At 71.2% G+C, this 20282-nt stretch carries 19 protein-coding genes; 9 read left to right on the forward strand and 10 right to left on the reverse strand.

Going from position 1 to position 20282, the window contains the following annotated elements:
* Positions 1–15: 15 nt before the first annotated feature.
* From LAJ50_RS17870 to treA, 5 genes are all read right to left on the reverse strand, one after another.
* The gene (locus LAJ50_RS17870) at positions 16–1743 is read right to left on the reverse strand and encodes a ShlB/FhaC/HecB family hemolysin secretion/activation protein (RefSeq protein ID WP_138655052.1); all 1728 of its coding nucleotides are present in this window, start codon (positions 1741–1743) and stop codon (positions 16–18) included.
* Positions 1744–2029: 286 nt separating this feature from the next.
* A complete protein-coding gene (locus LAJ50_RS17875) occupies positions 2030–2695 on the reverse strand; it encodes a response regulator transcription factor (protein WP_224096370.1) in 666 nt (221 codons plus the stop codon).
* A 69-nt stretch (positions 2696–2764) separates the two neighbouring features.
* Positions 2765–4789, reverse strand: a complete 2025-nt coding sequence (locus tag LAJ50_RS17880; RefSeq protein WP_224096371.1) for an ATP-binding protein — start codon at positions 4787–4789, stop codon at positions 2765–2767.
* A gap of 443 nt (positions 4790–5232) precedes the next feature.
* On the reverse strand, positions 5233–5595 hold the full coding sequence (locus LAJ50_RS17885) for a response regulator (protein ID WP_171044678.1): 363 nt from the start codon (positions 5593–5595) through the stop codon (positions 5233–5235).
* A 125-nt stretch (positions 5596–5720) separates the two neighbouring features.
* Positions 5721–7346, reverse strand: coding sequence for an alpha,alpha-trehalase TreA (gene treA, locus LAJ50_RS17890; RefSeq protein ID WP_138655048.1), 1626 nt, complete (start codon positions 7344–7346; stop codon positions 5721–5723).
* 114 nt (positions 7347–7460) lie between these two features.
* Between treA and LAJ50_RS17895 the strand changes: the two genes are divergently transcribed.
* The gene (locus tag LAJ50_RS17895) at positions 7461–7958 is read left to right on the forward strand and encodes a M48 family metallopeptidase (RefSeq protein ID WP_138655046.1); all 498 of its coding nucleotides are present in this window, start codon (positions 7461–7463) and stop codon (positions 7956–7958) included.
* Between the two features lie 40 nt (positions 7959–7998).
* Complete coding sequence (locus LAJ50_RS17900; protein ID WP_138655044.1) at positions 7999–8166, forward strand: oxidoreductase-like domain-containing protein; 168 nt, start codon at positions 7999–8001, stop codon at positions 8164–8166.
* A gap of 88 nt (positions 8167–8254) precedes the next feature.
* On the opposite strand, the gene LAJ50_RS17905 is transcribed toward LAJ50_RS17900, so the two are convergent.
* Entirely contained in the window at positions 8255–9169 is a 915-nt protein-coding gene (locus tag LAJ50_RS17905) for a hypothetical protein (RefSeq protein ID WP_138655042.1), read from the reverse strand.
* 8 nt (positions 9170–9177) lie between these two features.
* Positions 9178–11391, reverse strand: a complete 2214-nt coding sequence (locus LAJ50_RS17910; protein ID WP_224096372.1) for a M1 family metallopeptidase — start codon at positions 11389–11391, stop codon at positions 9178–9180.
* A gap of 156 nt (positions 11392–11547) precedes the next feature.
* On the opposite strand from LAJ50_RS17910, the gene LAJ50_RS17915 reads away from it, so the two are divergent.
* Complete coding sequence (locus LAJ50_RS17915) at positions 11548–12297, forward strand: hypothetical protein (RefSeq protein WP_138655040.1); 750 nt, start codon at positions 11548–11550, stop codon at positions 12295–12297.
* 269 nt (positions 12298–12566) lie between these two features.
* Here the strand turns inward: LAJ50_RS17915 and LAJ50_RS17920 are convergent, their stop codons facing one another.
* The gene (locus LAJ50_RS17920) at positions 12567–13469 is read right to left on the reverse strand and encodes a LysR family transcriptional regulator (RefSeq protein ID WP_138655038.1); all 903 of its coding nucleotides are present in this window, start codon (positions 13467–13469) and stop codon (positions 12567–12569) included.
* An 86-nt stretch (positions 13470–13555) separates the two neighbouring features.
* On the opposite strand from LAJ50_RS17920, the gene LAJ50_RS17925 reads away from it, so the two are divergent.
* The 4 genes from LAJ50_RS17925 (at position 13556) to LAJ50_RS17940 (ending at position 17305) form a co-directional block, all read left to right on the forward strand.
* Positions 13556–14332, forward strand: coding sequence for an NAD(P)H-dependent oxidoreductase (locus LAJ50_RS17925; RefSeq protein WP_138655036.1), 777 nt, complete (start codon positions 13556–13558; stop codon positions 14330–14332).
* Positions 14333–14387: 55 nt separating this feature from the next.
* Positions 14388–15230: an SAM-dependent methyltransferase gene (locus LAJ50_RS17930; protein WP_138655034.1), complete on the forward strand. Its 843-nt coding sequence runs from the start codon at positions 14388–14390 to the stop codon at positions 15228–15230.
* A 341-nt stretch (positions 15231–15571) separates the two neighbouring features.
* The gene (locus tag LAJ50_RS17935) at positions 15572–16468 is read left to right on the forward strand and encodes a porin family protein (protein WP_224096373.1); all 897 of its coding nucleotides are present in this window, start codon (positions 15572–15574) and stop codon (positions 16466–16468) included.
* Positions 16469–16624: 156 nt separating this feature from the next.
* Entirely contained in the window at positions 16625–17305 is a 681-nt protein-coding gene (locus LAJ50_RS17940; RefSeq protein WP_224096374.1) for a hypothetical protein, read from the forward strand.
* Positions 17306–17660: 355 nt separating this feature from the next.
* Here the strand turns inward: LAJ50_RS17940 and LAJ50_RS17945 are convergent, their stop codons facing one another.
* The gene (locus LAJ50_RS17945; protein ID WP_138653028.1) at positions 17661–18122 is read right to left on the reverse strand and encodes a PA2169 family four-helix-bundle protein; all 462 of its coding nucleotides are present in this window, start codon (positions 18120–18122) and stop codon (positions 17661–17663) included.
* Positions 18123–18295: 173 nt separating this feature from the next.
* On the opposite strand from LAJ50_RS17945, the gene LAJ50_RS17950 reads away from it, so the two are divergent.
* Both LAJ50_RS17950 and LAJ50_RS17955 read left to right on the forward strand, forming a co-directional pair.
* Complete coding sequence (locus LAJ50_RS17950; RefSeq protein ID WP_138653026.1) at positions 18296–18919, forward strand: YiiX/YebB-like N1pC/P60 family cysteine hydrolase; 624 nt, start codon at positions 18296–18298, stop codon at positions 18917–18919.
* A gap of 107 nt (positions 18920–19026) precedes the next feature.
* Positions 19027–19248, forward strand: a complete 222-nt coding sequence (locus LAJ50_RS17955) for a hypothetical protein (protein WP_130552300.1) — start codon at positions 19027–19029, stop codon at positions 19246–19248.
* A gap of 117 nt (positions 19249–19365) precedes the next feature.
* Here the strand turns inward: LAJ50_RS17955 and LAJ50_RS17960 are convergent, their stop codons facing one another.
* Complete coding sequence (locus LAJ50_RS17960) at positions 19366–20154, reverse strand: GAF domain-containing protein (protein WP_224096375.1); 789 nt, start codon at positions 20152–20154, stop codon at positions 19366–19368.
* Between the last annotated feature and the right edge of the window lie 128 nt (positions 20155–20282).

Consider the following 20282-nt stretch of genomic DNA (forward strand, 5'->3'; position numbering starts at 1 on the left):
CGTGGAGTGGCGGCGTCAGAAGCGCAGGCTGGCCTGCAGCCACAGATAGGTGTCGTCGCGCAGGCCGTCGGCATTCAGGCCGCTGGCGCTGCGGCCGGGGTTGTCACCCAGCCGGTGCGCCCAGGCGGCGCGCAGCGACCAGCGCTCGCCCTGCAGGTTCAGTCCCAGACCGGCGCTGGACAGGCCGTACGCATTGCCCGACCACGGCGTCACCGAACCGGCCCAGGGATCGACGTGCTGGCGCACGTGACCGTGGTCGGCGAACAGCAGCGCCTGCGCGCGCACCTGCGAGGCGATGACGAAGTCGCGACGCAGTTCGGCGTTGACCAGCCAGCCCTCGTCGCCGCTGCCCTCGCCCACCGCATGCCCGCGCACCCCGGATGGGCCGCCGAGCAGGAGCTTTTCCGACGAATCCAGGTTCTTGTTGGAGAACTGGCCGTTGGCGCCCAGGTACAGGCCCCAGTTGCTCAGCCCGCCCAGGCTCTGGTTGCGCTCCACGCGCCAGATCAGCTTGTTGTAGTCGCCGCGGGTGCGCGCACTCAGCCCGTCGGCGATGCGGTCGGCGGCGTTGTCCAGATCCACACGGCCGGTCACCCAGCCCAGGCTGGCACCGAAGTAACCGCCGCCCCACCAGCCGTCCCACGCGCTGCCGCTGAGCAGGGTGGTGAGGCGGTCCAGGTTGCGCTCGCGCAGCACCTGGCCCAGCGCCTTGTCGGTGAGCTCGCGACGCTCGGCATCCATGCTGATCCACAGGCTGCGCTTGCGCGTGCGCAGCAGCGGATAGCTGAGGCCGGCGCTGTAGGTGCGCGCGCTGCCCCGCAGGTCCAGCGGCTTGAACTCGGCGCCGATCTCGTAGTGCATCGAGGACGCGGCGAAGTTGGCACGCAGGCCGGACGGGGTCAGGCCCATGGAATAGTTCAGGCCCAGCACATCGCTGCCGCTGCTGTGGCTCAGGTTCATGCCGAGCAGATCCTCGCGCTCGAACGGGCGGTTCACCGCCACCCAGGCGCTGCTGCGCCACCGGCCGGTGTACCGGTTGGAGAAGTTGTCCATCCCGACGCCGCCGGTCCATGCCGGGGCGTCCTCCGTGCGGATCAGCAGGCGGCTGCTGCCGGGCTCGGCGCCCTTCTCCAGGGTGGCGCGCGCGCTCACGCCGGGCACGTCGTTGATCAGCAGCAGCGCGCGCTCCAGCTGATCGTTGCGCACCGGGCCGTCGGGCAGCGCGGCGTCGGCGATGGCGGTCGTGCGCGCGCGCAGCGCCGCGTTGTCGGACAGCACCTGCACGCGACCGGGCGCGTTCTGCAGGCGACCGATCATGATCGCGATTTCCAGCTCGCCGTCGCTCAGGTCCTGGCTCGGCAGGTAAGCGCGCGCCAGCAGATAGCCCTGCGCCTGCAGCGCGGCGCTGACCCGCTGCGCCAGCGCCTGCAGCTGCGCATGCGTCAGCGACTTGCCCAGCGCGTCGGCGACCACCGCCTGCAGCGCCTGCGTGTCGATCGCCGCATCGGCGCCGGTGAAGCGCACCCGGTCCACGCGCGCGCTGAAGGCGCCGTCCTGTGCTTCGGGCAGCGGCTGCTGCAGCAGGGGGGCGGCGTCATCGGCCGGCGGCTGCAGCCGTTCCTGGCGCTGCTGCTGGTTGAGCAGCGATCCCGCATCCGGCGGCGCGGTCTGCGCCAGCGCGAGATTGACGGCAAGTGGCAACGAGCCCAGGCCAAGAAGCTTGGCCAGCCGCGTGGTGTTCATGGATTGTCCCCTGTGGTCTGCGCAGACGGCGCTCTTCGTAATCGGCGCCATTCTGGGGATCGAGAGAACGTGAAAACTTACGATTTCTGACAGTGACGCAGGACGTCAGAGAGGCGCTGCGCGCACCCGCAGGAAGCCGACCCCGCGGCGCACATTCGACCGATTTTTGTCACTTTCTCCTCATGCGCGGCGGCGGCGTCGCCACGCGCAATCCCCTTGTCGCAGGGCGCGCGCGAGGTCTTGCGCAACATCGGCCCGGCACGTCGAGGCAAGCGGCGCCATCCGCTCACTCCACGCCGATGGTCTCCGTGGCGTGATAGCCGCGCGCGTGCTCGGTGCGGATCGGCAGTTCCAGGCCGCAGAGGTCGCGGCAGCGCCGGCGCAGACGGCTGATCATGGTGTCCAGGCGGCGCTGGTCGAAGGCCATCCATTCCCAGCCCAGCGCCTCGGCGACCTCGCGGCGCCCGGCGACCTCGCCCTGGCGTTCGGCCAGCAGCCGCAGCAGCGCGAACTCGCGCCCGCTCAGGTCCAGGCGCACATCGTCCGGCGTATACAGACAGGACTCGCGCGAGTGCAGGCGCCAGCCGCGCGGGATGCGCCGCAACAGCGCCGCCACGTGCGCACCCAGTTCGGAAAGATGCAGGGGCTTGACCAGATAGTGGTCGGCGCCCTTCTCCAGGCCGTGGACCCGGTCCTGGCTGGCGCCGCGGGCGGTCAGCATGATGATCCCGATCTGCGGCCACGCGCGGCGCAGGCGCTCGGCCACTTCCAGCCCGTCGGCATCGGGCAGGCCGCGATCCAGGACGACTAGGTCGAAGCGCAGGTCGGCACCGGCGGCGAGGAACGCGGCGACCGAGTCCGCGGCCACCACGCGATGGCCGATCGCCACCAGATAGGCCTGCAGCTCCTCGCGCAGGTCCGGCTCGTCCTCAAGCAGACCGATCAGCGCCATGACGTCGGGCCTCCGGGCGATGCCGGCATGCATGGCACGGCGGGACAACGGAATCGGATGCGCATGCGCTCACTCCATGGCTGCGGCATTCGTCAGCGGCAAGCGCAGGCGGAAGGTCGCGCCGGCGCCGGCGCCGGCGCCGGCGCTGTGCAGCGTCAACGCGCCACCGAGCCGCACGGCGATGCGCCGGACCAGATACAGCCCCAGGCCCGCGCCGGCGGTGCCGCCGCTGTCGCGACCGCGTGCGAACTTGTTGAAGACGCTGGCCTGCTCGTCCTGCGGAATGCCAGGGCCTTCATCAGCCACGGCGATGACCACCGAGGCGTCCTCCACCCAGGCGCTGACCCGGACAGGCGCTCCCGCGGGGGAGTACTTCAGGGCGTTGGTCACCAGATTGTCCAGGGCGATGCGCAGCAGGCCGCGGTCGCTGTGCAGCAGCGTCGGCGCCGCGGCCAGATCGACCTGAACGCGCTCGCGTGCCGGCTCCATCGCTTCCAGCGCCTCGGCGATCAGCGGCGCCAGGGCGAAGGTGGTGAGCTGCAGCACGCCCTCCTCCGACAGCAGGAGTTCGTTGTCGAGAAAACGCTCGATCAGCCCGTCCATCCGCTCCACCGAGGTCTGGATCTTATCGATCCGGCGCTGGTTCGCCGGCTGCAGCGCGGTCTCGGTATCGCGCAGCATCTGTCCGCTGGCATGGATGATCGCCAGCGGCGTGCGGAACTCGTGCGACAGCATGGTCACGAACTCGCGCTGTTCCTCGCGCAGGCGCTGTTCGGTCGACAGCGCCTGCCGCAGTCGCGCCTTGCTCTGGCGCAGGCGCAGTTCGGTGTCCTGGCGCTGGGCGATCTCCTCGTCCAGTTCGCGGGTGCGCTCACGCACCTTGTCTTCCAGCGACGCCTCAGCGCGCTGGGAGGCGTTCAACGCCAGCGCCAGTGCGTCCTGCCGCTCCTTCTCAAGCGTGTAGAAGCGCTGGGCGAAGCTGAAGGTCAGCAGCAGCAGGTGCAGGGTCAGACCCAGCGCCAGCGGCGCTCCACCCCGCATGAACGGCGTATTGGGGAGCAGGCCGAGATTGATCAGGAAGGCCCGGAAGAACACCAGGTACAGCACCGAGAACGCGACCAGGTACAACCTGGCCGTGGTGTTGCCGCGCCAGGTCAGATAGGCCGCCGCGAGCAGCAGCAGCGGGACACTGAGCAGGCTCATGCCCTGGATCCAGGGCATGACCGTACCGAACGCGCCCAGCAGGAAGCCGACACAGGCGCAGCCCACCACACTCCAGACCACGACCTCGTACACACGCGTGGACCGCGGGAAATACGTCTGCAGGGTCATCAGCCGGACGCTGAAGGACACCGCGATGCCCACGCTCAGCGCCATCACCACGCCCAGCACGCGGTCGCCGCCGTCGGCCATCTCCACATACAGGAACGGGCCGACCAGCCCGCGCGTCTTGTACACGGTGTAGGCGCTGCTGGCGATGTAGGCGACGTACCAGCGCACCGGCCCGACGCCGCTGCGCGTCCAGATGAAGGCGCCGGCCAGGCACAGGGCGATGATGAAGCCGAGGAAGACGCTGCCCTGGGTCGCGGCCAGCGCCTCCTGGGCCAGCAGGGCCTGCGGCTCCCACAGCTTCAGCGCCACCGTCATCGCGTTGCGTTCGGTCAGGCGCAGGTACAGCTCGGGATAGCGACCGTCGGCGGCCTCGAGCTGGAACACCGGCGTGCGCATCAGGTAGGGGTATTCGCGCAGCGACACGTCCTCGCCACGCCGCAGCTCGCGGAAGCTGCCATCCGGCTGCGGCAGGTACAGGCGCACGGTGTCCGCCAACGGCGCATCCACCTGCAGCAGCAGGACCCGCGGCAGAGGCGGCATGCGGTCCAGCCGCAGCCGCAGCCAGACCACGTCGGGGATGTAGCCGAGATTGAACTCCGGCGACACCGGCTGCAGCGCGTCGCGGGCGGCCACCGCGCGCACATCGAGCGTCCCCTGCGGGTCGCGCAGCATCTCCACCTGGCCATCCAGCGCGATGTAGTTGCGGCCCTGTTGGCCGATCGGCGCGACCCAGCCGCAACCACCGAGCAACAGGGTCAACATCAACAGCAGTGCCGGGAAGAGACGCAAAGCGCTACGCGGAGCCGGATGGAACAGGTGCATGGGCAGGCGGTGTCGCAGGAGCACGACGCGGGACCAGCGTGGCAGACCCATCGCCGAGACACGCCTTAGCACCCAATCGCGACCAATAAAAGCGATGGAGAGCACAATTCTCATCGCACGGGTCCGGCTTGTCCATCATGGCCGTCCCGGCCAGGCGCCGACGCAAGCGGCACGCGTGCACGAGTTCGAGCGGCAGAGGATGAAACGTCGCGAAACGGATGCATGTCGCCTCCTTGGCACCGGGCCCTTGCATGGCTCGCTGTCAACCGGTTCCTTCGGTTGCGTGGGACCACGGGCGCCGGCCGGCCAACAGGCGTTTCGCCGTCGTTTTGATCCTCATGCCCAGCAGGGTTGCCGTCATCCCTTGAACTTCAGCGCGGGCGCTACGCCGGGCCGGCCTGCGGCAGACAGCCGCGCACCATCGCCATCAGGTCCGCCAGCGAGAACGGCTTGCGCAACAGCTGCATGCCTGGGCCGAGGAAATCCGGACGCTCCAGCGCCTCCTCGGCATAGCCGGTCATGAAGATCACCGGCAGCGCCGGCGTCAGCGCGCGCGCCGCGTCGGCCAGGTCGCGTCCGCTCATGCCCGGCAGACGGACGTCGGTCAGCAGCAGGTCGAAGCCGGGCTGCGCGCGCAGCTGGTCCAGCCCCTGCTCGGCATCGCCCGCCTGGACGACCTGCATGCCTTCATCGGCCAGGACGTCGGCGGCCATCTCGCGGATGAGTTCGTTGTCGTCGACGAGCAGCACCCGTCTTGCCTGCAGCTGGGTCATGGGCCTGAAGCGGATCGTGGGCGTCTCAGGGTCGGTCTGTTCCGGCACCGGCCCCGCACCGGGCCACCGATCATAAGCGCAGGCCGGTGCCGGGGCTGTCAGCGTCCTGACGGCGGGTACAGGTCCAGCAGGCGCAGGGTCACGCCGTTGGTCCAGCCGAAGCCGTCCTGGTTGGGGTACTCGCCGCCGCCGGCGCGCTGGCCGGTGACCAGCACGTCGTACTTCTCGGTGAGCTTGTGCTCGGCATCGAACACGCCCGACACCCGCGCCAGGAACGCGCGCCCGATGCGTTCGGCCAGCGCGTCCTGGCCGTAGCGGCGCAGGCCGTCCACCGCCACCCACTGCAGCGGCGCCCAGCCGTTGGGCGCATCCCATTGCTGGCCGCTGCGCACCGGCGTGGTGACCAGGCCGCCCGGGCCGACCAGCTGCGCCTGCACGGTGACCGCGGTGCGCTGCGCGTGGTCGGGCGAGGCCAGCCCGGCGAACAGCGGGTAGAGCATCGCCGCGGTCACCCGGTCGCGCGGGGCGCGCGTGCGCAGGTCGTAGTCGGCGTAGTAGCCGGCCGGATTCCACAGGTGGCGCTCGATGGCGGCCTGGCGCTGCGCGGCGCGCGTGGCGTAGTCGATGCGGCAGGCGCCGGGCTGCTGTGCGCAGGCCGCCGCCAGCGTGGCCTCCAGGTGGTACATCAGGCTGTTGAGGTCCACCGGCACGATCTGCGTGGTGTGGATGCTGCCCAGCTGCTGCGGATCGTCGAACCAGCGGCTGGAGAAATCCCAGCCCGACTCGGCCGCCGCGCGCAGGTCGCGGTAGACCTCGCCGGCCGGGCGCGACGCGCGCACCTGCGCGGCGGTGGCCACATCGTGCGCCCAGGCCTCCTGGCGCGGCATGTCGCGGTCGTCCCAGTAGCGGTTGAGCAGGCTGCCGTCGGCCAGGCGCACCACGCGCGCCGAGGCCTGGCCGGGCTTGAGCGCCTCGCTGCCGCGCATCCAGTAGGCGTACTCGGCCTGCAGCTGCGGCAGGTAGCGGCGCCGGACCTCATCGCCCTGCTGCGCGGACGCCTCGCTGACCATGAAGGCGAAGAACGGCGGCTGCGAGCGGCTGAGGTAGTAGCTGCGCGTGCCGTTGGGGATATGGCCGTAGGTATCGACCTGGTAGGCGAAGTTGTCCAGCATCTGCCGCGCCAGCGCGCCGCGGCCGCTCTCGAACAGCCCCAGCATGGTGAAGTACGAATCCCAGTAGTACACCTCGCGGAAACGCCCGCCCGGCACCACCGTCGGCTCGGGCAGCGCCAGCGCGCTGCTGTGCGGGGGCACCTGGCGGAAGCTGCGCGTGAGCACCGGCCACAGCGCATCGATGTGGCCGCGCAGGTCGGTGTCCTGGGCCAGCGTCGGCACCTGCAGCGGCGGGTCCTCGTCGAAGTGCGTGGCCACGAACGCCTTCAGGTCGAAGCCCGGCTGGCCGCGCGCGGCCAGGTACTCGGCCTCGACCCGGGCCGGATCGCCGCGCACGGTCATGTCCACGAAGTGCTTCTGGTCCTCGAACACCCGGCCCATCTGCACCGCCTCGAACAGCCGCGGATAGAGCTGGTCCGGCGTGGCCGGCGCCGCGGTCGTGGCGATTGCAGGCGCCTGCGATACCTGCGCCGGCGGCGTGGCGCAGGCGGCCAGCCCCAGGGCGACGGCGGCAACCAGCAGGTGTGCGGTGAAACGGTGGCGCGGCGCCATGCGCGGCTCCTGGGGCTCGAGGACGGAAGGGAAGATAGCAATCGGACCGCAGCGCCGCGTGGCGGTCACGCCGCGCTGCCGCATGGTCCGCGCCGCGGCGGTATCGTGGGCGCCATGACGCCGCTCAAGTACCTCGCCGGCTATCCCGAGCCCCTGCAACAGCAGGTCCGCGCCCTGATCGACGCCGGCAAGCTGGGCGAGGTGCTGGCCCGCCGCTACGACACCGCCCACGCCGTGCGCACCGACCGCCAGCTCTACGACTACACCCAGGCGATGAAGGAGCGCTACCTGCGCCAGAGCGCGCCGCTGCACAAGGTGGTCTACGACCCCAGGCTGCAGGTGGTCAAGCATGCGCTGGGCACGCATACCCAGGTCTCGCGCGTGCAGGGCGGCCGGCTCAAGGCCAGCCGCGAGATCCGCATCGCCACCGTGTTCCGCGACGCGCCGGCGCCGTTCCTGGAGATGATCGTCGCCCACGAGCTGGCGCATCTGAAGGAAGCCGACCACAACAAGGCCTTCTACCAGCTGTGCACCCACATGAGCGCCGACTACCACCAGCTGGAGTTCGACCTGCGCCTGTACCTCACCCAGCTGGAGCTGGGCGGCGATTGATGCCATGCCCGCACACGGTGCCGTGCGGGATAATCGGCGCATGCCTGAAGACGATCCCCGCCCTGTCCCGCCCGAACCGCCGCTGCCCAGCGACTGCTGCGACAGCGGCTGCGACCCGTGCGTGTATGACCTGCATGCCGAAGAGATGACGCGCTACCGCGAACAGCTCGCCGCCTGGCGCGCACGCCATCCCGAAGCCGATCACTGAGCGAGGCAAGGCGCCACGCCGGCCCGACCGGCGCGCCATCCGCCGCGCAGCAGCCGCGCCGTCGCCGCGCACAGACGCGGCTAGCCGATCAGGCCGCTTCCTCATAACGCCAGGCGTCGGCCTCGATGGCGCGTCGTACCGCGTCGTCCTCGACCAGCTGCGCCAGCACCTGCAGGCGCGCCAGCCGCAGCCAGCCGCCGGCCAGGGTGAGGAGCTGGGTCAGGCCCAGCGCCAGCCACCAGGCGCCCCAGCCCGGGCCGGAGGCGGCGATCCGCAGCCAGCCCAGCGCGGCGATCGTCAGCGCGCCCAGCACGAGGATCGCCAGGCTCAGCGCCCAGGTCGCCAGCGGCCGGCGCAGGTACAGCTTGAGCGCGCGCCACCAGTGCACCACCACCGAGCGGCTGTCGTCGCGCGCGGCAATGCGTGCGCGGGTCAACTCGGTCAGCAGGTACGGCACCAGGCACAGCAGCACCGCGGCCAGCAGCGCACCGCGCTCGGTCCAGTCGACGGTGGACTCGAGCACGGCGTCGAGCCGGCGCTCGCGCGCCACGTGCATCAGCCACACGCCGGCGGCCACGAACGGCGCCAGCGGCAGCAGCGACCACAGCAGCAGGCGCAGCTGGCGGCCGTACTCGCGCATGCCCTCGGCGGCCAGCGCGAACAGTCGCGGGCCGCGGCCCAGCCGCACCGCGGCCACCATCACGCCGGTCAGCCAGGGCCACAGCAGCGCCGTGCCCCACAGCGCGGCGAGCACGCCCCACGCGCTCCCGGTGTCCTTGGCCGCGCCGCCGAGCACATCGCCCAGCACCAGCAGGCTCAGCGCCTGCGCGTGGCGTGGCGCGTCGATGGCGTGGCTGAGCTGCGCGTCCAGCAGCGCGTACAGCGGCAGCGCCGCGACCAGGGCCACCAGCGACAGGCTGGCCCACCACAGCAGCAGCGCGCGCCAGTGCAGCGCGCGGCCCGCCGCGCGCGCCAGGGCCGACAGGCCATGGAAATCGGTCATCGCGCGCCTCACAGGTTCACCAGCGCGGTCTGCAGCGCCTGCAGCAGGGCCAGGATATCGGCGCTCCAGCGCCGCGCCGCGGCGTGGTCGCCCTCGATGCGCCGGCCGTCATCGAGCTTGTTCGCGTCCAGGAAATGCCGCTGCTGCGGGTCCAGCTGGGCCGACACCGCCCTTCGCTGATCGACGAAGCTCCAGCGCTTCCACGGCAACGCGTCGTCCCAGTCGAAGCGGCGCGTGCTGCCGTCGGCGAAGGTCACCACCAGCGTCTGCGGCACGGCCGCCCCGCGCCGGCGCACGGTCACCGTGGTGCGCCAGGCGAACGGGCCGGCTCCGGGCGCTGCCTGCGGATGCGCCTTGTCCCATGCGGCGGTGCGCGCGTCGGCCAGCGCCTCGGTCTCCTCCTCGCCGCGCGTGACCGTCCTGCCTGCCTCGACCACGCGCCCGGCCAGCGGCGTGACCGGCTCGCTGGTCAGGTCGGCCAGGCTGTCGTCGAGCTTGTGCACCGCATACACCTGCTGGTCGAACACGCGCTCGATCAGCGCGCGCTGCCCGGTGGAGGCGACCAGGGATTCGCGCAGGTCGGCGATGGAGGGATGACGAAACCTCCAGGTGGTGTAGTAGTCCTTGAACGCGCGCTCCAGCGCCGGCCTGCCCAGCTCGGTCTCCAGGTCGCGCATCAGCGTGGCGGTGCGCGAATAGACCGAGCCATAGCCGCTGGCGTCCAGCCGGTTCCAGGCGCTGGCGCCGGTGGGATCGCTGGGGTCGTCGACCTGCGCGCCCAGGCGCTCGAACACGAACGGGTCGGTCACCGGCAGGTGCACGCCCACGCGGTTCAACCACGGCGGCAGCAGGTCGTAGCGGCGATGGCCGTCGCGCAGCATGCGCTGGTCCCAGAACTCGTTGAGGCCCTCGTCCAGCATGGGCTCCTCGAACTCGTTGGAGGCCAGAATCCCGTAGAAATACCCATGGCCGAACTCGTGGATGCTGACGAAGTCCAGCGCCGCGGCGGTGGACGAGCCCGGCGGCACCTTGGCGTAGCCCTCGGCGGTGAAGAAGGTGGGGTACTCCATGCCCCCGGCCTCGGCGGCGTTGTACGGCGGGATCACCACCGTCACCGAGCGGTACGGATACGGTCCCAGCGTGCGCGAGAAGTACGTCAGCGCGTCCTGCGTGGCCTTGAGCGCGGGCCCGGCGCTGGCCACGTACTCGGGCGGATACAGCACCTGCACCGCGACCTCCGGACTGCCCGTTCCGGCCCAGGTGCCGCGCAGCGGCGTGGCGAAGCGCTTGTCGGCCGTCCAGGCGAAGTCGTGCACGTCGTCCTGCACGTAGCGGTAGCGGGTGCGCTGATGGAAGGTTTCCGGCGCGCCCTGCAGCACGCCGGTGGCGCCGACGCGATAGTCCGAGGGCACGTCCACGGTGACGTCGTAGTTGCCGAAGTCGGCGTAGAACTCGCTGTCCAGATGGAACTCGTGCGCGTTCCAGCGCGGCGCGGTGGCGCCGCGTTCGCCCGGCAGTTCCAGCACCGCGATCTTGGGGAACCACTGCCCCACCAGATGGAAGCTGCCGAACCAGCCGGTGCGCGCGATCACCCGCGGCAGCTGCGCGGCGAAATCGATGTCCAGCGTGGTGCGCTGCCCCGGCGCCACCGGCTGCGGCAGATCCAGGCGGACCACGGTCATGTCGGTGGCCGGCCCGCCGTCGGGCTGGACGAAGCTCTGCCGCACCGCCCGGCCCGCCTGGCGCACGCTGGTCATGTCGATCCAGCCCCAGCCGTCCCGGCGCACCGGCGTATCGCCGCCCGCGTCCAGCCCCAGGTCGTGCTTCTCGTGGAAGAAGGTGCTGCCGGTGTTGCGGAAGGCGTTGAGGTACAGATGCAGGTAGACCGCGCTGACCGGCACCGCGCTGCGGTTGCGCCAGGTCAGGCGTTCGCGGCCATCGAGGGTGTGGGTGATCGCGTCCAGCCGCACCTGGATGCGGTAGTCGACCACGCGGTCCGACAGCGTCGCTTCGCGGCCGGTGCGCGGGCCGCCCCAGGCGTCGGCGGCGCTGGGCGTGCGCACCGCGCCGGCATCGGCGCCGGCCAGCGCGATCCCATCCCCGTCATCGGCGACCGGCGGCGGCGCACTGGCCGCGGGCATCGGCACCGCCTGGGCCAGCGCCCAGGCCGCACACCCTGCCAGCACCAGCCCGAACCCGATGGCCCATCCGCGCCTGTACATCCTTGATATCCCCAGCCGGCCTCGTGGCGGGCCGGTTCGATGACAGGATGGTAAGGCTTGGCCCGGCGCTGGCAACCCGGCCGGGGCGGATCGCGCTCACGGGCCGGCCACGGCGGCGCGCCTAGGGTCGCGCCACCGTCCAACTGGAGTGTCCCCATGCGCGTGTTCTCGCATCCCCGGTTCCTGCAGGTGTACGCGGCGGCGCTGACCGCCGTGGTGGTCGTGGCGGTCACCACCGGCGCCACGCGCGCGCCGGGCAAGGCCAGCTTCGAGGAGATCACGGTGCAGAAACTCACCCTGGTCGAACCGGACGGCACCACCCGCCTGGTGCTGGCCAACACCGCCAAACTGCCCGGCGTGGTCTTCCACGGCCGCGAGTACGCGCACGAGAGCCGCAAGGCCGACGGCACGGCCGGCATGATCTTCTACGACGCCGAAGGCACCGAGAGCGGCGGCCTGGTGTTCAGCGGGCTCAGGCGGCCCGACGGCAGCATCAGCCGCGACGGCCACCTGTCCTTCGATGCCTACGGCCAGGACGAGTTGTCCACCTGGGTCTCGGCGCAGGACGGCGAGCGGATCAAGAGCGGCGTGCAGTTCAAGGACCAGCCGGACTGGCCGCTGGAGGATGCGCTCAAGGCCATGCAGGCCAAGGCCGGCGCCAGCGAGGCCGAGCGCCAGGCGGCGCTGAAGGCCTTCCTGGCCACGCGCGCGCCGATGCATGTGCAGCGCGCCTGGCTGGGACGCAACCCGGACGCCTCGTCCTCGCTGGACCTGCGCGACCGCGACGGCAGGCTGCGCATCACCGCCCGCGTCGACGCCGACGGCACGCCGCGCCTGCAGTTCCTCGATGCGGACGGCCAGGTCACCGACGAATGGACGCAGACCAAGGGCGCGGTGAAGCGCTAGAGCGGGCTGCGGGGAGCTGTTAGCTCCCCCCTTTAGGCGCAGGCCAAGGGAGCTCGAAGTCGCGGCTAGCGACTGAGGGGGAGAGGTCGATCTTCGCGGGAGGGCAAGAGCAGGAGCAAGGGCAGAGGCGGAAGCAAAAGCAAAAGCACCCCCTCCCCGCCTCCCCCTTCGCTTCGCGAAAGGGGAGGGGCGTTTCTACCGACTGCTGGGAGGGCGGTGAGGTTTCGCCAAAGCGCCTTCGCGCGACGACACACGACACACGACACGCGCTAAGGCTCTGCGACCGTCGCCACGACCTGCGCGCGCAGCCATTGGTGGGCCGGGTCGCGGTGCACGCGTTCGTGCCACAGCATCGCCATCCGGTAGCCGGGCACGGCCAGCGGCGCGGGCACCACGCGCAGCGCCGGATGCCCACGCACCAGCCGCTCGGGCAGCATCGCCACCAGGTCGGTGCGCACCAGCGCGGACAGCACGAACAGGAAATGCGGCACCGACAGCGCCACGTTGCGCTTCAGGCCCAGCGCCGCCAGCGCGACGTCGGACGGCCCCTGAAACCCGCCGCCGTCCGGCGAGACGATCACCTGATCGAGCCTGCAGAACTGCGCCAGCGTCGGCCGCCGCTTCAGGCCCGGATGGCCGGCGCGGCCGACCAGCACATAGCGCTCGTCGAACAGGATGCGCTGCCGCATGCCCTCCGGTGCGTCCTCGACGGTGTGGAACGCCAGATCGATCTGCCCCGCCTCGGCCTGCTGCACGATCTGCCGGGGCACCAGCCCACGCACCGCCAGGCGCGTGCCGGGTGCCGCGGTACGCAGGCCGGCCAGCGTCGGCAGTACGATGGTCGAGGCGGCGTAGTCGCTGGCGGCCAGCTGGAAGGTCCGCGTCGCGGTGGCCGGGTCGAACGGCGCCGGTGGCGCCACCGCCTGGCCCAGGGCTTCCAGCGCGGCCCGCAGCGGTTCGCGCAGGGCGTCGGCACGCGCGGTCGGCCGCATGCCCCGCGGCCCCGGCAACAGCAGCGGATCGCCCAGCAGCTCGCGCAGCTTGGCCAGCTGCACGCTGACCGAAGGCTGCGACAGATGCAGGCGCTGCGCGGCGCGGGTAACGTTGTGCTCGGCCAGCAGCGCATCGAGCGTGACCAGCAGGTTGAGGTCCAGGCGCCGCAGATCGTGCATGGCTATAGCTGGCATTGGCAGGATTCATTTCCACTATAGCGGGGCCGGGCCTACGGTGAGCTTCCCGCCTGCCTCGCCACACCGCCATGAAGGTCCTGATCGTCCACGCCCATCCCGAACCGACCTCCCTGACGCGGCACCTGGCCGACACCGCCACCGCCGCGCTCCTGGCCCAGGGTCACGCCGTGCAGCATTCGGACCTCTACGCCATGGGCTGGAAGGCCGTGTTCGACGCGGACGATTTTCCGCAGCGCCTGGACGCGGCGCGCCTGTCCTTCATCCAGGAATCGGGCCACGCCTTCGCCAACGGGCGCCAGTCGCCGGATGTCGAGGCCGAGCAGCGCAAGCTCATGGCCGCCGATGCGCTGGTCCTCGTCTTCCCGCTGTGGTGGTTCGGCATGCCGGCCATCATGAAAGGCTGGATCGAACGGGTCTGGGCCTTCGGACTGGCCTACGGCTATCGCGGCGCCGGCAACGCGTATCGCTATGGCGAAGGCGGCCTGGCGGGCAAGCGCGCGCTGCTGGGCGTCTGCGTCGGCGGGCCGGAGGCGGACTACGGGCCACGCGGCATCAACGGACCGCTCGAGGATCTGCTGTTTCCGATCACGCACGGGACCCTGTTCTTCCCGGGCATGCAGGTGCTTCCCAGCTTCGCCGTCTACGACACCGGCCGGCTCGATGCGGCGCGCCTGGCCGAAGCGAGCGCGGCCTGGCGGACCCGGGTCGAGCGCCTCTTCGAGGACGCGCCCCTGCCCTTCCGCACGCAGAACGGCGGCGATTATCCGGACCGCCACGTGCTGGCCGATCACATCGCGCCCGGCCGCAGCGGCTTGACCGTGCACCTGGACGCCGACCCGGCCTGAGCCCTCGCCACCTGTCGGGTACGATGCCGGCCCGCTTTCGCTGTCGCGCCGTGACGTGCCCCACCCCACCGCACCCCTGCTCACCCAGACCACCGCCACGGCCTTGATCGCCGCGCGCGATGCCGGCCTGTCCGAATGGCAGGGCTCGCTCGACCTGGGCCGCTCCACCGGCACCGCGCGCCTGGGCGCGTCCGACTGGGAATGGCACGGCGTGCGCTATCCGTATCCGGGCAAGACGCGCGATCGCACGCTGTATTACTTCGACGGCGAGGACTTCGTGCCGGTGTCGCGTTTCGCCGGTTCGCTGATCAAGCTGGTGCCCACGCAATGGGACGTGCCGACCTTCGAGATCGATGGCATCAAGATGCTGCCGACGTCCAAGGAATCGCCGCTGGACGACGCGCGCCGCAAGGTGGCGCTGGTGGCCCCGCGCGGCAAGACCGTGCTGGATACCTGTGGCGGGCTGGGTTACTTCGCCGCCTGCTGCCTGGCCGATGGCGTGGCCCGCATCGTCTCGTTCGAGAAGAACGACAGCGTGCTGTGGCTGCGCACGCTCAACCCGTGGTCGCCCGATCCGGACTCGGCCGAAGCCGGCGGCCGCCTGCAGTTGCAGCAGGGCGATGTCGCGCGCGAGATCGCCGCGCTGCCCGATGCGGCCTTCGACGCGGCGCTGCACGACCCGCCCCGCTTCGGCATCGCCGGCGAGCTGTACGCGCAGGCGTTCTACGACCAGCTCGCGCGCGTGCTCAAGCGCGGCGGGCGGCTGTTCCACTACACCGGCAGCCCCAACAAGCTGACCAGCGGCCGCGACGTGCCGCGCGAAGTCGCCCGGCGCCTGGAGAAGGCCGGCTTCCAGGCGCAGCCCGCGCTGGACGGCGTCCTGGCGGTGCGGCGCTAGGCCCTCGCCTCACGCGGATCGCTCGCCGTCGGCGGACGTCACGCCTGGCCAAGCGCGGACGCACCAGCGCATGCGGCGGGCCGCGCAACCTGTTCACGATTGTCTTGACAGCCTTCGGGCGGCCCGCCACTGTGCGAAGCTGCAGCCAGGGGACTGCGAGGGCCGTGCGGCGCAAGCCGACGCGGCGGGGCTACGGTGTCGCGCGGGCGCCGGGCCAACAAGGGGATCCGCGCCTGCCTCCTGGCCCGCAGGGTGCGTCTTTCCGAAGACGCGCCCGCACGCCTTTGGCGGCACGCCGCCGCGGGGATGAGACCCAGGACGACACGACGAGAAGGAATGCCATGAACAAGTCATCCGCCCTGCTGCTGACGTGCCTGCTGGCCGGCCTGGCCTCGCAGGCCAGCGCCCAGACCGTTTCGCCGGCCTTCGACGCCTGGCTCAAGTCGCGTCGCGCACCGGCCCAGCCGAGCGCGGTCGCACCACCGGCCTCGCCCGAGCAACGTCCGCTGACCGAGCACCGCGCAAGCCAGGCACCCGCCTCTTCCGATGCGCGCCCGGCCCCGTCGACGGCGGCGGCGCCCACCGCGCCGGTCCCGCCGGTGGCCCCCCGCGCCGATGCGCCCGTGGCCGCCGCCCCGCCGTCGGCGATGTATGCGGCGGTGCCGGCCCCGCCGCCGCCCGTGCCGCGCCGACCGCGCGAGCCGCCGCGCAATGCCAGCGGCGCCTTCGTCGGCGTGCAGGCGGGCAAGGGCTGGGTCTACGAAGACGTCGACCAGACGATGTACGGCCTGAGCGCGGGCTATCGCTGGCGCGCCGGCCCGGTGTCCCTGATCGGGGTCGAGGCCACGGCGGGCAGGCTGCAGGAAAGGACCCGGCAGGACGACAAGTATGGCGCCGTCGATTTCTACAGCCTGGGTGCCATCGCACGCTTCAACTTCGGGCGGCGGAGCCCCTGGTTCGCGCTTGCACGCCTGGGCTACTGGTACGGAAACACGACGCAGTACGACGCCATCGGGCGCTACTATCGCGCAGACGGCAGCTCGTACATCAAGTACGACAGCTACCGCGAACACGTCTACGGCGCCTACGCCGGGCTCGGCATCGGCGTGGAGCTTGGCCGCCACGCCAGCCTGAGCCTGAACTACACCGGCTATCTGTATTCCAACAGCTACGACGCCGGCGAGTACGACCCCAACTACGCCGACGCGCTCAACCTGGGCGTCGAGGTGAGGTTCTAAAGCCCGCCTGTTTCCGCGCGCGCTGCGACGCGCGCGACGGCCGCGTTTCGCGGTGCCGCTCCGGGACGCCGGCGTGTCCCGGCACGCTCCATTTTTCTTGACAGCCCCCGGACGCGCGCCCACTGTGCGAGCCTGAAGCCCCGGGGGAGGCCCACGATGAACAAAGCCGTCGCAGCGCTGCTGGCCTGCGTGCTCGCCAGCCTCGCCTCGCAGGCCAGCGCGCAGACCGTCTCGCCCGCCTTCGACGCCTGGCTGAAGGCGCGCCGCGAAGCGCACGCGCGCCTGCTGCCCGCCGCGCCGGCGGCCCCGGCCACCACGGTGGCCACGCCGGGCCTCGGCGTGCCGCATGGCATGGCGGTGGCGAACGCCCCGGCCGAACCGACGGCCGCGACGACGCTCGAGACGGCGCCCGCCGTGGCGCAACCCGCGCCCCCGGCTCCTGACTGCGCCGTCGCGGCGACACCCACGCCGCCCGAGCTCCCCATGCCGGAGCCGCCTGCGCCGCGCGTGGCCCATACCAAGCTCAGCGCGCCGATTTCCAGCGCCGCGCCCTTGCAGGCGCCGACGCCGGCAGTTCCACCCGCGCCGGTCGTCGCCCCGCCCCCCGCCCCACCGGCCGTGCTCGCCGCAGCCGCGCCGAAAGTCGTGATGCCGCCGCCCGCCGGGCCTGCCCGCCATGCGGCGCCGGACGCCGCGCCTGGCACGGTCATCGACGCAGCGCGCATACCGACGCGCGACTACGACATGGCGGTCGGGCCGCGCTTCTCGGTCGCCACCGGCGGCGTGGACATGGGCCAGTATCTGGCGCTGAGCAGGCAGTACCTGCGCTACCAGTAATTTGCCGGCCCGCGACGCCCGCCATCGCGCTCGAGGCCGGCGTCTCCTGAGCCATCGCGGAACCTCGCGAACCGCTGGTTCGGCCCCGCATGCGCATGCCAACGCCGCGCATCATCGGAGGTCGCCTGGCACTGACGCCGGCGAAGCGTCCCTGTCGGCCACGCCAGCACGGACCTCGCATCCGCCAGGCAGCAGAACGCAGACCACGCCGCCCGGTCAGCGCCCCGGAAACACCGGGCAAAAAAAAGGCCGGGGTGAGAGCCGGCCGAAAGAGAACATGGAACAGCGCTAGCCTGCCGGGCGCGGGTCTCACGGAGCGAGACCCGCGCCCGGCATCGGCGTCAGCTGGCCTGCTTCATCGCATGCTTGCGATCTTCATCGCATGCTTGCGATCGCGCATGACCGCGTGGGTCTCCTGCACCTTGGGCAGCAGCTGCACGATTTCCTGCTTGGCGGCGACCGACAGGTCGGCATCGTTGGCGGCGTCCTTGAACGCCTTCAGCAGGCGATCCTCGGACTCCTCGAGCTCGGCCACATAGCCGTACTGGGTGTCGCCGAACGCGGCGCGGACCTTGCCATACAGTTCCTGCATGCTGCCGACCAGGGTGCCGTGCTCTGCCGGCTTCTCGCCGGAGGCGGCCACCACGCTGGTCAGGCGGTTGACGATGTCAGCCTTGGTGCCGGCGATGCGGCTGAACAACGAGGCCAGCTCGGCATCCTTCACCTTCTCGGCGGCATCGCGGTAGAAGCTCTCGCCGTCGCGGGCGATCTCGATCAGGTCGTTGACGGCGTGGGCGGTGTGCTTTTCGACGGACATGGGGTTGCTCCTTGAATGGGAGCGCCAGTCTGCCGAGGCGGCCGAAGCACGCCGTGAGCGGCTTCGGCGCGCACCGTGACGCGGCGCGAACGTCGGCCTCACGCGCCGCATGCGCCGCCACTGCCAGGCGCGCGCGGCGATAATGGCGGCCCTTCTTCCGCCGGTACGACCCGATGCGCTTGTTCGTGCTGCTGGCTGCCTGGATCCTGTTCCTGGCGCTGCCGGCCCAGGCCCGCGTCCGCGTGCAGGACGGCGACCTGCTGTTCGTGACCGCGGCCAGGACCGGCCTGAGCGGCGCGATCGATGACGCCACCGGCAAGCGGGGCCAGCCCAGCTACGACCATGTCGGCCTGGTCGCGCACGACGGCCGCGCGCCGGTGGTGCTGCATGCCGACGAGGCAGGCTCGCGCGCGCAGCCGCTGGCCCGGTTCCTCGAGGAGGCCAGGGCGAAGCAGCGGCAGGTGGTCGTCTACCGGCTCAAGCGCGACCAGCGCGCGGCGATTCCCGATGCCATCGCCAAGGCGCGCACGCTGCTGGGCAGGCCCTACAACGAGACCTACGTGCAGAACGAGGACAGCTACTACTGCTCGGACTTCATCGAACGCGCGTTCCGCGCGCACCATGTCTTCGCACTGCAGCCGATGAACTTCCGCAATCCGCAGACCGGGCAGATCTCGCAGTACTGGATCGACTTCTACCGCGACAAGGGCATGGCCGTGCCGCAGGACGCGCCGGGCACCAATCCCAACGACATGTCCGCCTCGCCGGCGCTGCAACGGGTCGGCGTGCTGCCCTGAACACGCCGGGCGGCGCCGGTCATCAGGTTTTGGACAGGTTTCCGTCACCCGCCGCTGACCCGGCCGGTGCCAAGGTCGCCGCATCCATCACTCACCGGGAGAAGCACATGGGACTGTTCCGCCTCGTCGCCCTCGGCACCGCCGGCGCCATCGCCTACAAGCTCTGGAAAGACCGGCAGGCGCGCGATGCCGCCGCCACCTCCTCCTACGACCGCGGCGACGTCACGCCGCCGCACGGCGATCCGCTGATCGGCGCGGCCACGGCCAGCTGGGAGCCGGAACCGGCGACGCCGGCCGCGCAGTCCAGCCGCGGCTTCGGCGACACCTGAAGCCTCAACGCCGGGGCCGCGCGTCCCGGCGTTTTGCCTCCATGACGCCGAGGACATCATCCGCGGCGCACGGCAAGCCTTCGGACCTGCCGTGCGCCGCTTTGCATTGATCGCGCGTCAGGAGTCAGCCGCCGGCCCGACCTGGTCCGCGATCCGGCGTGCGTAGGCCTGGATCAGATGGATCATGTCCGGGGTGATGGTGCGTGACTCGGCATCCAGCGCACACACGGTGCCGAACACCGTGTCGTCGTCCATCAGGATCGGTACCGAGATGTAGCTCTTGAAGCCGTACAGCGCCGGCAGCGGGCTGCAGGCGTAGACGGGGTGGTCGGCCGCCGCGCCGAAGACGATGACCTCGCGCGACTTGAGCGCATCGCCGCAGATGGTGACTTCCAGTTCCAGCTTCTGGCCCGGCGCCATGCCGAAATCGAGCTGGTCGTAGAAGGCCAGCGCGCTCCAGTGGGTCTGGTCCACACGCGACAGCGCGGTGAAGCGCATGCCGGTGAGCTCATGGATGGCGCGCAGCATCCGCGGCACGCCCTCGACCTGCTCGGCCACCTGCGCATCGATCCATTCCCTGGCCGGCGACGCCTGCGCCGACCTGCCCTTCTCGCGCTTGATCCGCGCCGCCAGGACCTGGATGGTCAGGTGATCGACGAAGCCGCGCACGGCCGAGACCGCGCCGCGGACGATCGGGTTGGGCCCGACCACGCACAGGTGGCGGTCCACGCAGCGCACATCCTTGAACCCATGCCGCAGCTTGAACTCGGCCGCGTGCCTGGACAGCTGCGCCAGCCACTCCGCGCCGGGCGCCGCGTCCAGCAGGGCCACCAGCACGTCGTCGTGCCCGGCCACGCCGGCGCGGCCGGGCACCTCGAAGCCCACGATCAGGGGCAGATGCGGCACGGGCGGGGATTGCGGCATCTGCAGGGATCTTCGGTTGGGTCGGCATAGCTTAACGGGACAGCTTTGTAATTTCGCCGGGTCCGCGCGCCAAGGCGGCGATCGGAGCGACGTTCCGCCCGCCGGTCGCG

The sequence above is a fragment of the Pseudoxanthomonas sp. X-1 genome (assembly GCF_020042665.1).
GTDB lineage: Bacteria > Pseudomonadota > Gammaproteobacteria > Xanthomonadales > Xanthomonadaceae > Pseudoxanthomonas_A > Pseudoxanthomonas_A spadix_A.

What these genes read in the sequence shown, in the direction of transcription:
- LAJ50_RS17870 (WP_138655052.1), bottom strand. Translation starts at nt 1,743, where the DNA reads ATGAACACCACGCGGCTGGCCAAGCTTCTTGGCCTGGGCTCGTTGCCA.
- LAJ50_RS17875 (WP_224096370.1), bottom strand. Translation starts at nt 2,695, where the DNA reads ATGGCGCTGATCGGTCTGCTTGAGGACGAGCCGGACCTGCGCGAGGAG.
- LAJ50_RS17880 (WP_224096371.1), bottom strand. Translation starts at nt 4,789, where the DNA reads ATGTTGACCCTGTTGCTCGGTGGTTGCGGCTGGGTCGCGCCGATCGGC.
- treA (WP_138655048.1), bottom strand. Translation starts at nt 7,346, where the DNA reads ATGGCGCCGCGCCACCGTTTCACCGCACACCTGCTGGTTGCCGCCGTC.
- LAJ50_RS17895 (WP_138655046.1), top strand. Translation starts at nt 7,461, where the DNA reads ATGACGCCGCTCAAGTACCTCGCCGGCTATCCCGAGCCCCTGCAACAG.
- LAJ50_RS17900 (WP_138655044.1), top strand. Translation starts at nt 7,999, where the DNA reads ATGCCTGAAGACGATCCCCGCCCTGTCCCGCCCGAACCGCCGCTGCCC.
- LAJ50_RS17905 (WP_138655042.1), bottom strand. Translation starts at nt 9,169, where the DNA reads ATGACCGATTTCCATGGCCTGTCGGCCCTGGCGCGCGCGGCGGGCCGC.
- LAJ50_RS17910 (WP_224096372.1), bottom strand. Translation starts at nt 11,391, where the DNA reads ATGTACAGGCGCGGATGGGCCATCGGGTTCGGGCTGGTGCTGGCAGGG.
- LAJ50_RS17915 (WP_138655040.1), top strand. Translation starts at nt 11,548, where the DNA reads ATGCGCGTGTTCTCGCATCCCCGGTTCCTGCAGGTGTACGCGGCGGCG.
- LAJ50_RS17920 (WP_138655038.1), bottom strand. Translation starts at nt 13,469, where the DNA reads ATGCACGATCTGCGGCGCCTGGACCTCAACCTGCTGGTCACGCTCGAT.
- LAJ50_RS17925 (WP_138655036.1), top strand. Translation starts at nt 13,556, where the DNA reads ATGAAGGTCCTGATCGTCCACGCCCATCCCGAACCGACCTCCCTGACG.
- LAJ50_RS17935 (WP_224096373.1), top strand. Translation starts at nt 15,572, where the DNA reads ATGAACAAGTCATCCGCCCTGCTGCTGACGTGCCTGCTGGCCGGCCTG.
- LAJ50_RS17940 (WP_224096374.1), top strand. Translation starts at nt 16,625, where the DNA reads ATGAACAAAGCCGTCGCAGCGCTGCTGGCCTGCGTGCTCGCCAGCCTC.
- LAJ50_RS17945 (WP_138653028.1), bottom strand. Translation starts at nt 18,122, where the DNA reads ATGTCCGTCGAAAAGCACACCGCCCACGCCGTCAACGACCTGATCGAG.
- LAJ50_RS17950 (WP_138653026.1), top strand. Translation starts at nt 18,296, where the DNA reads ATGCGCTTGTTCGTGCTGCTGGCTGCCTGGATCCTGTTCCTGGCGCTG.
- LAJ50_RS17955 (WP_130552300.1), top strand. Translation starts at nt 19,027, where the DNA reads ATGGGACTGTTCCGCCTCGTCGCCCTCGGCACCGCCGGCGCCATCGCC.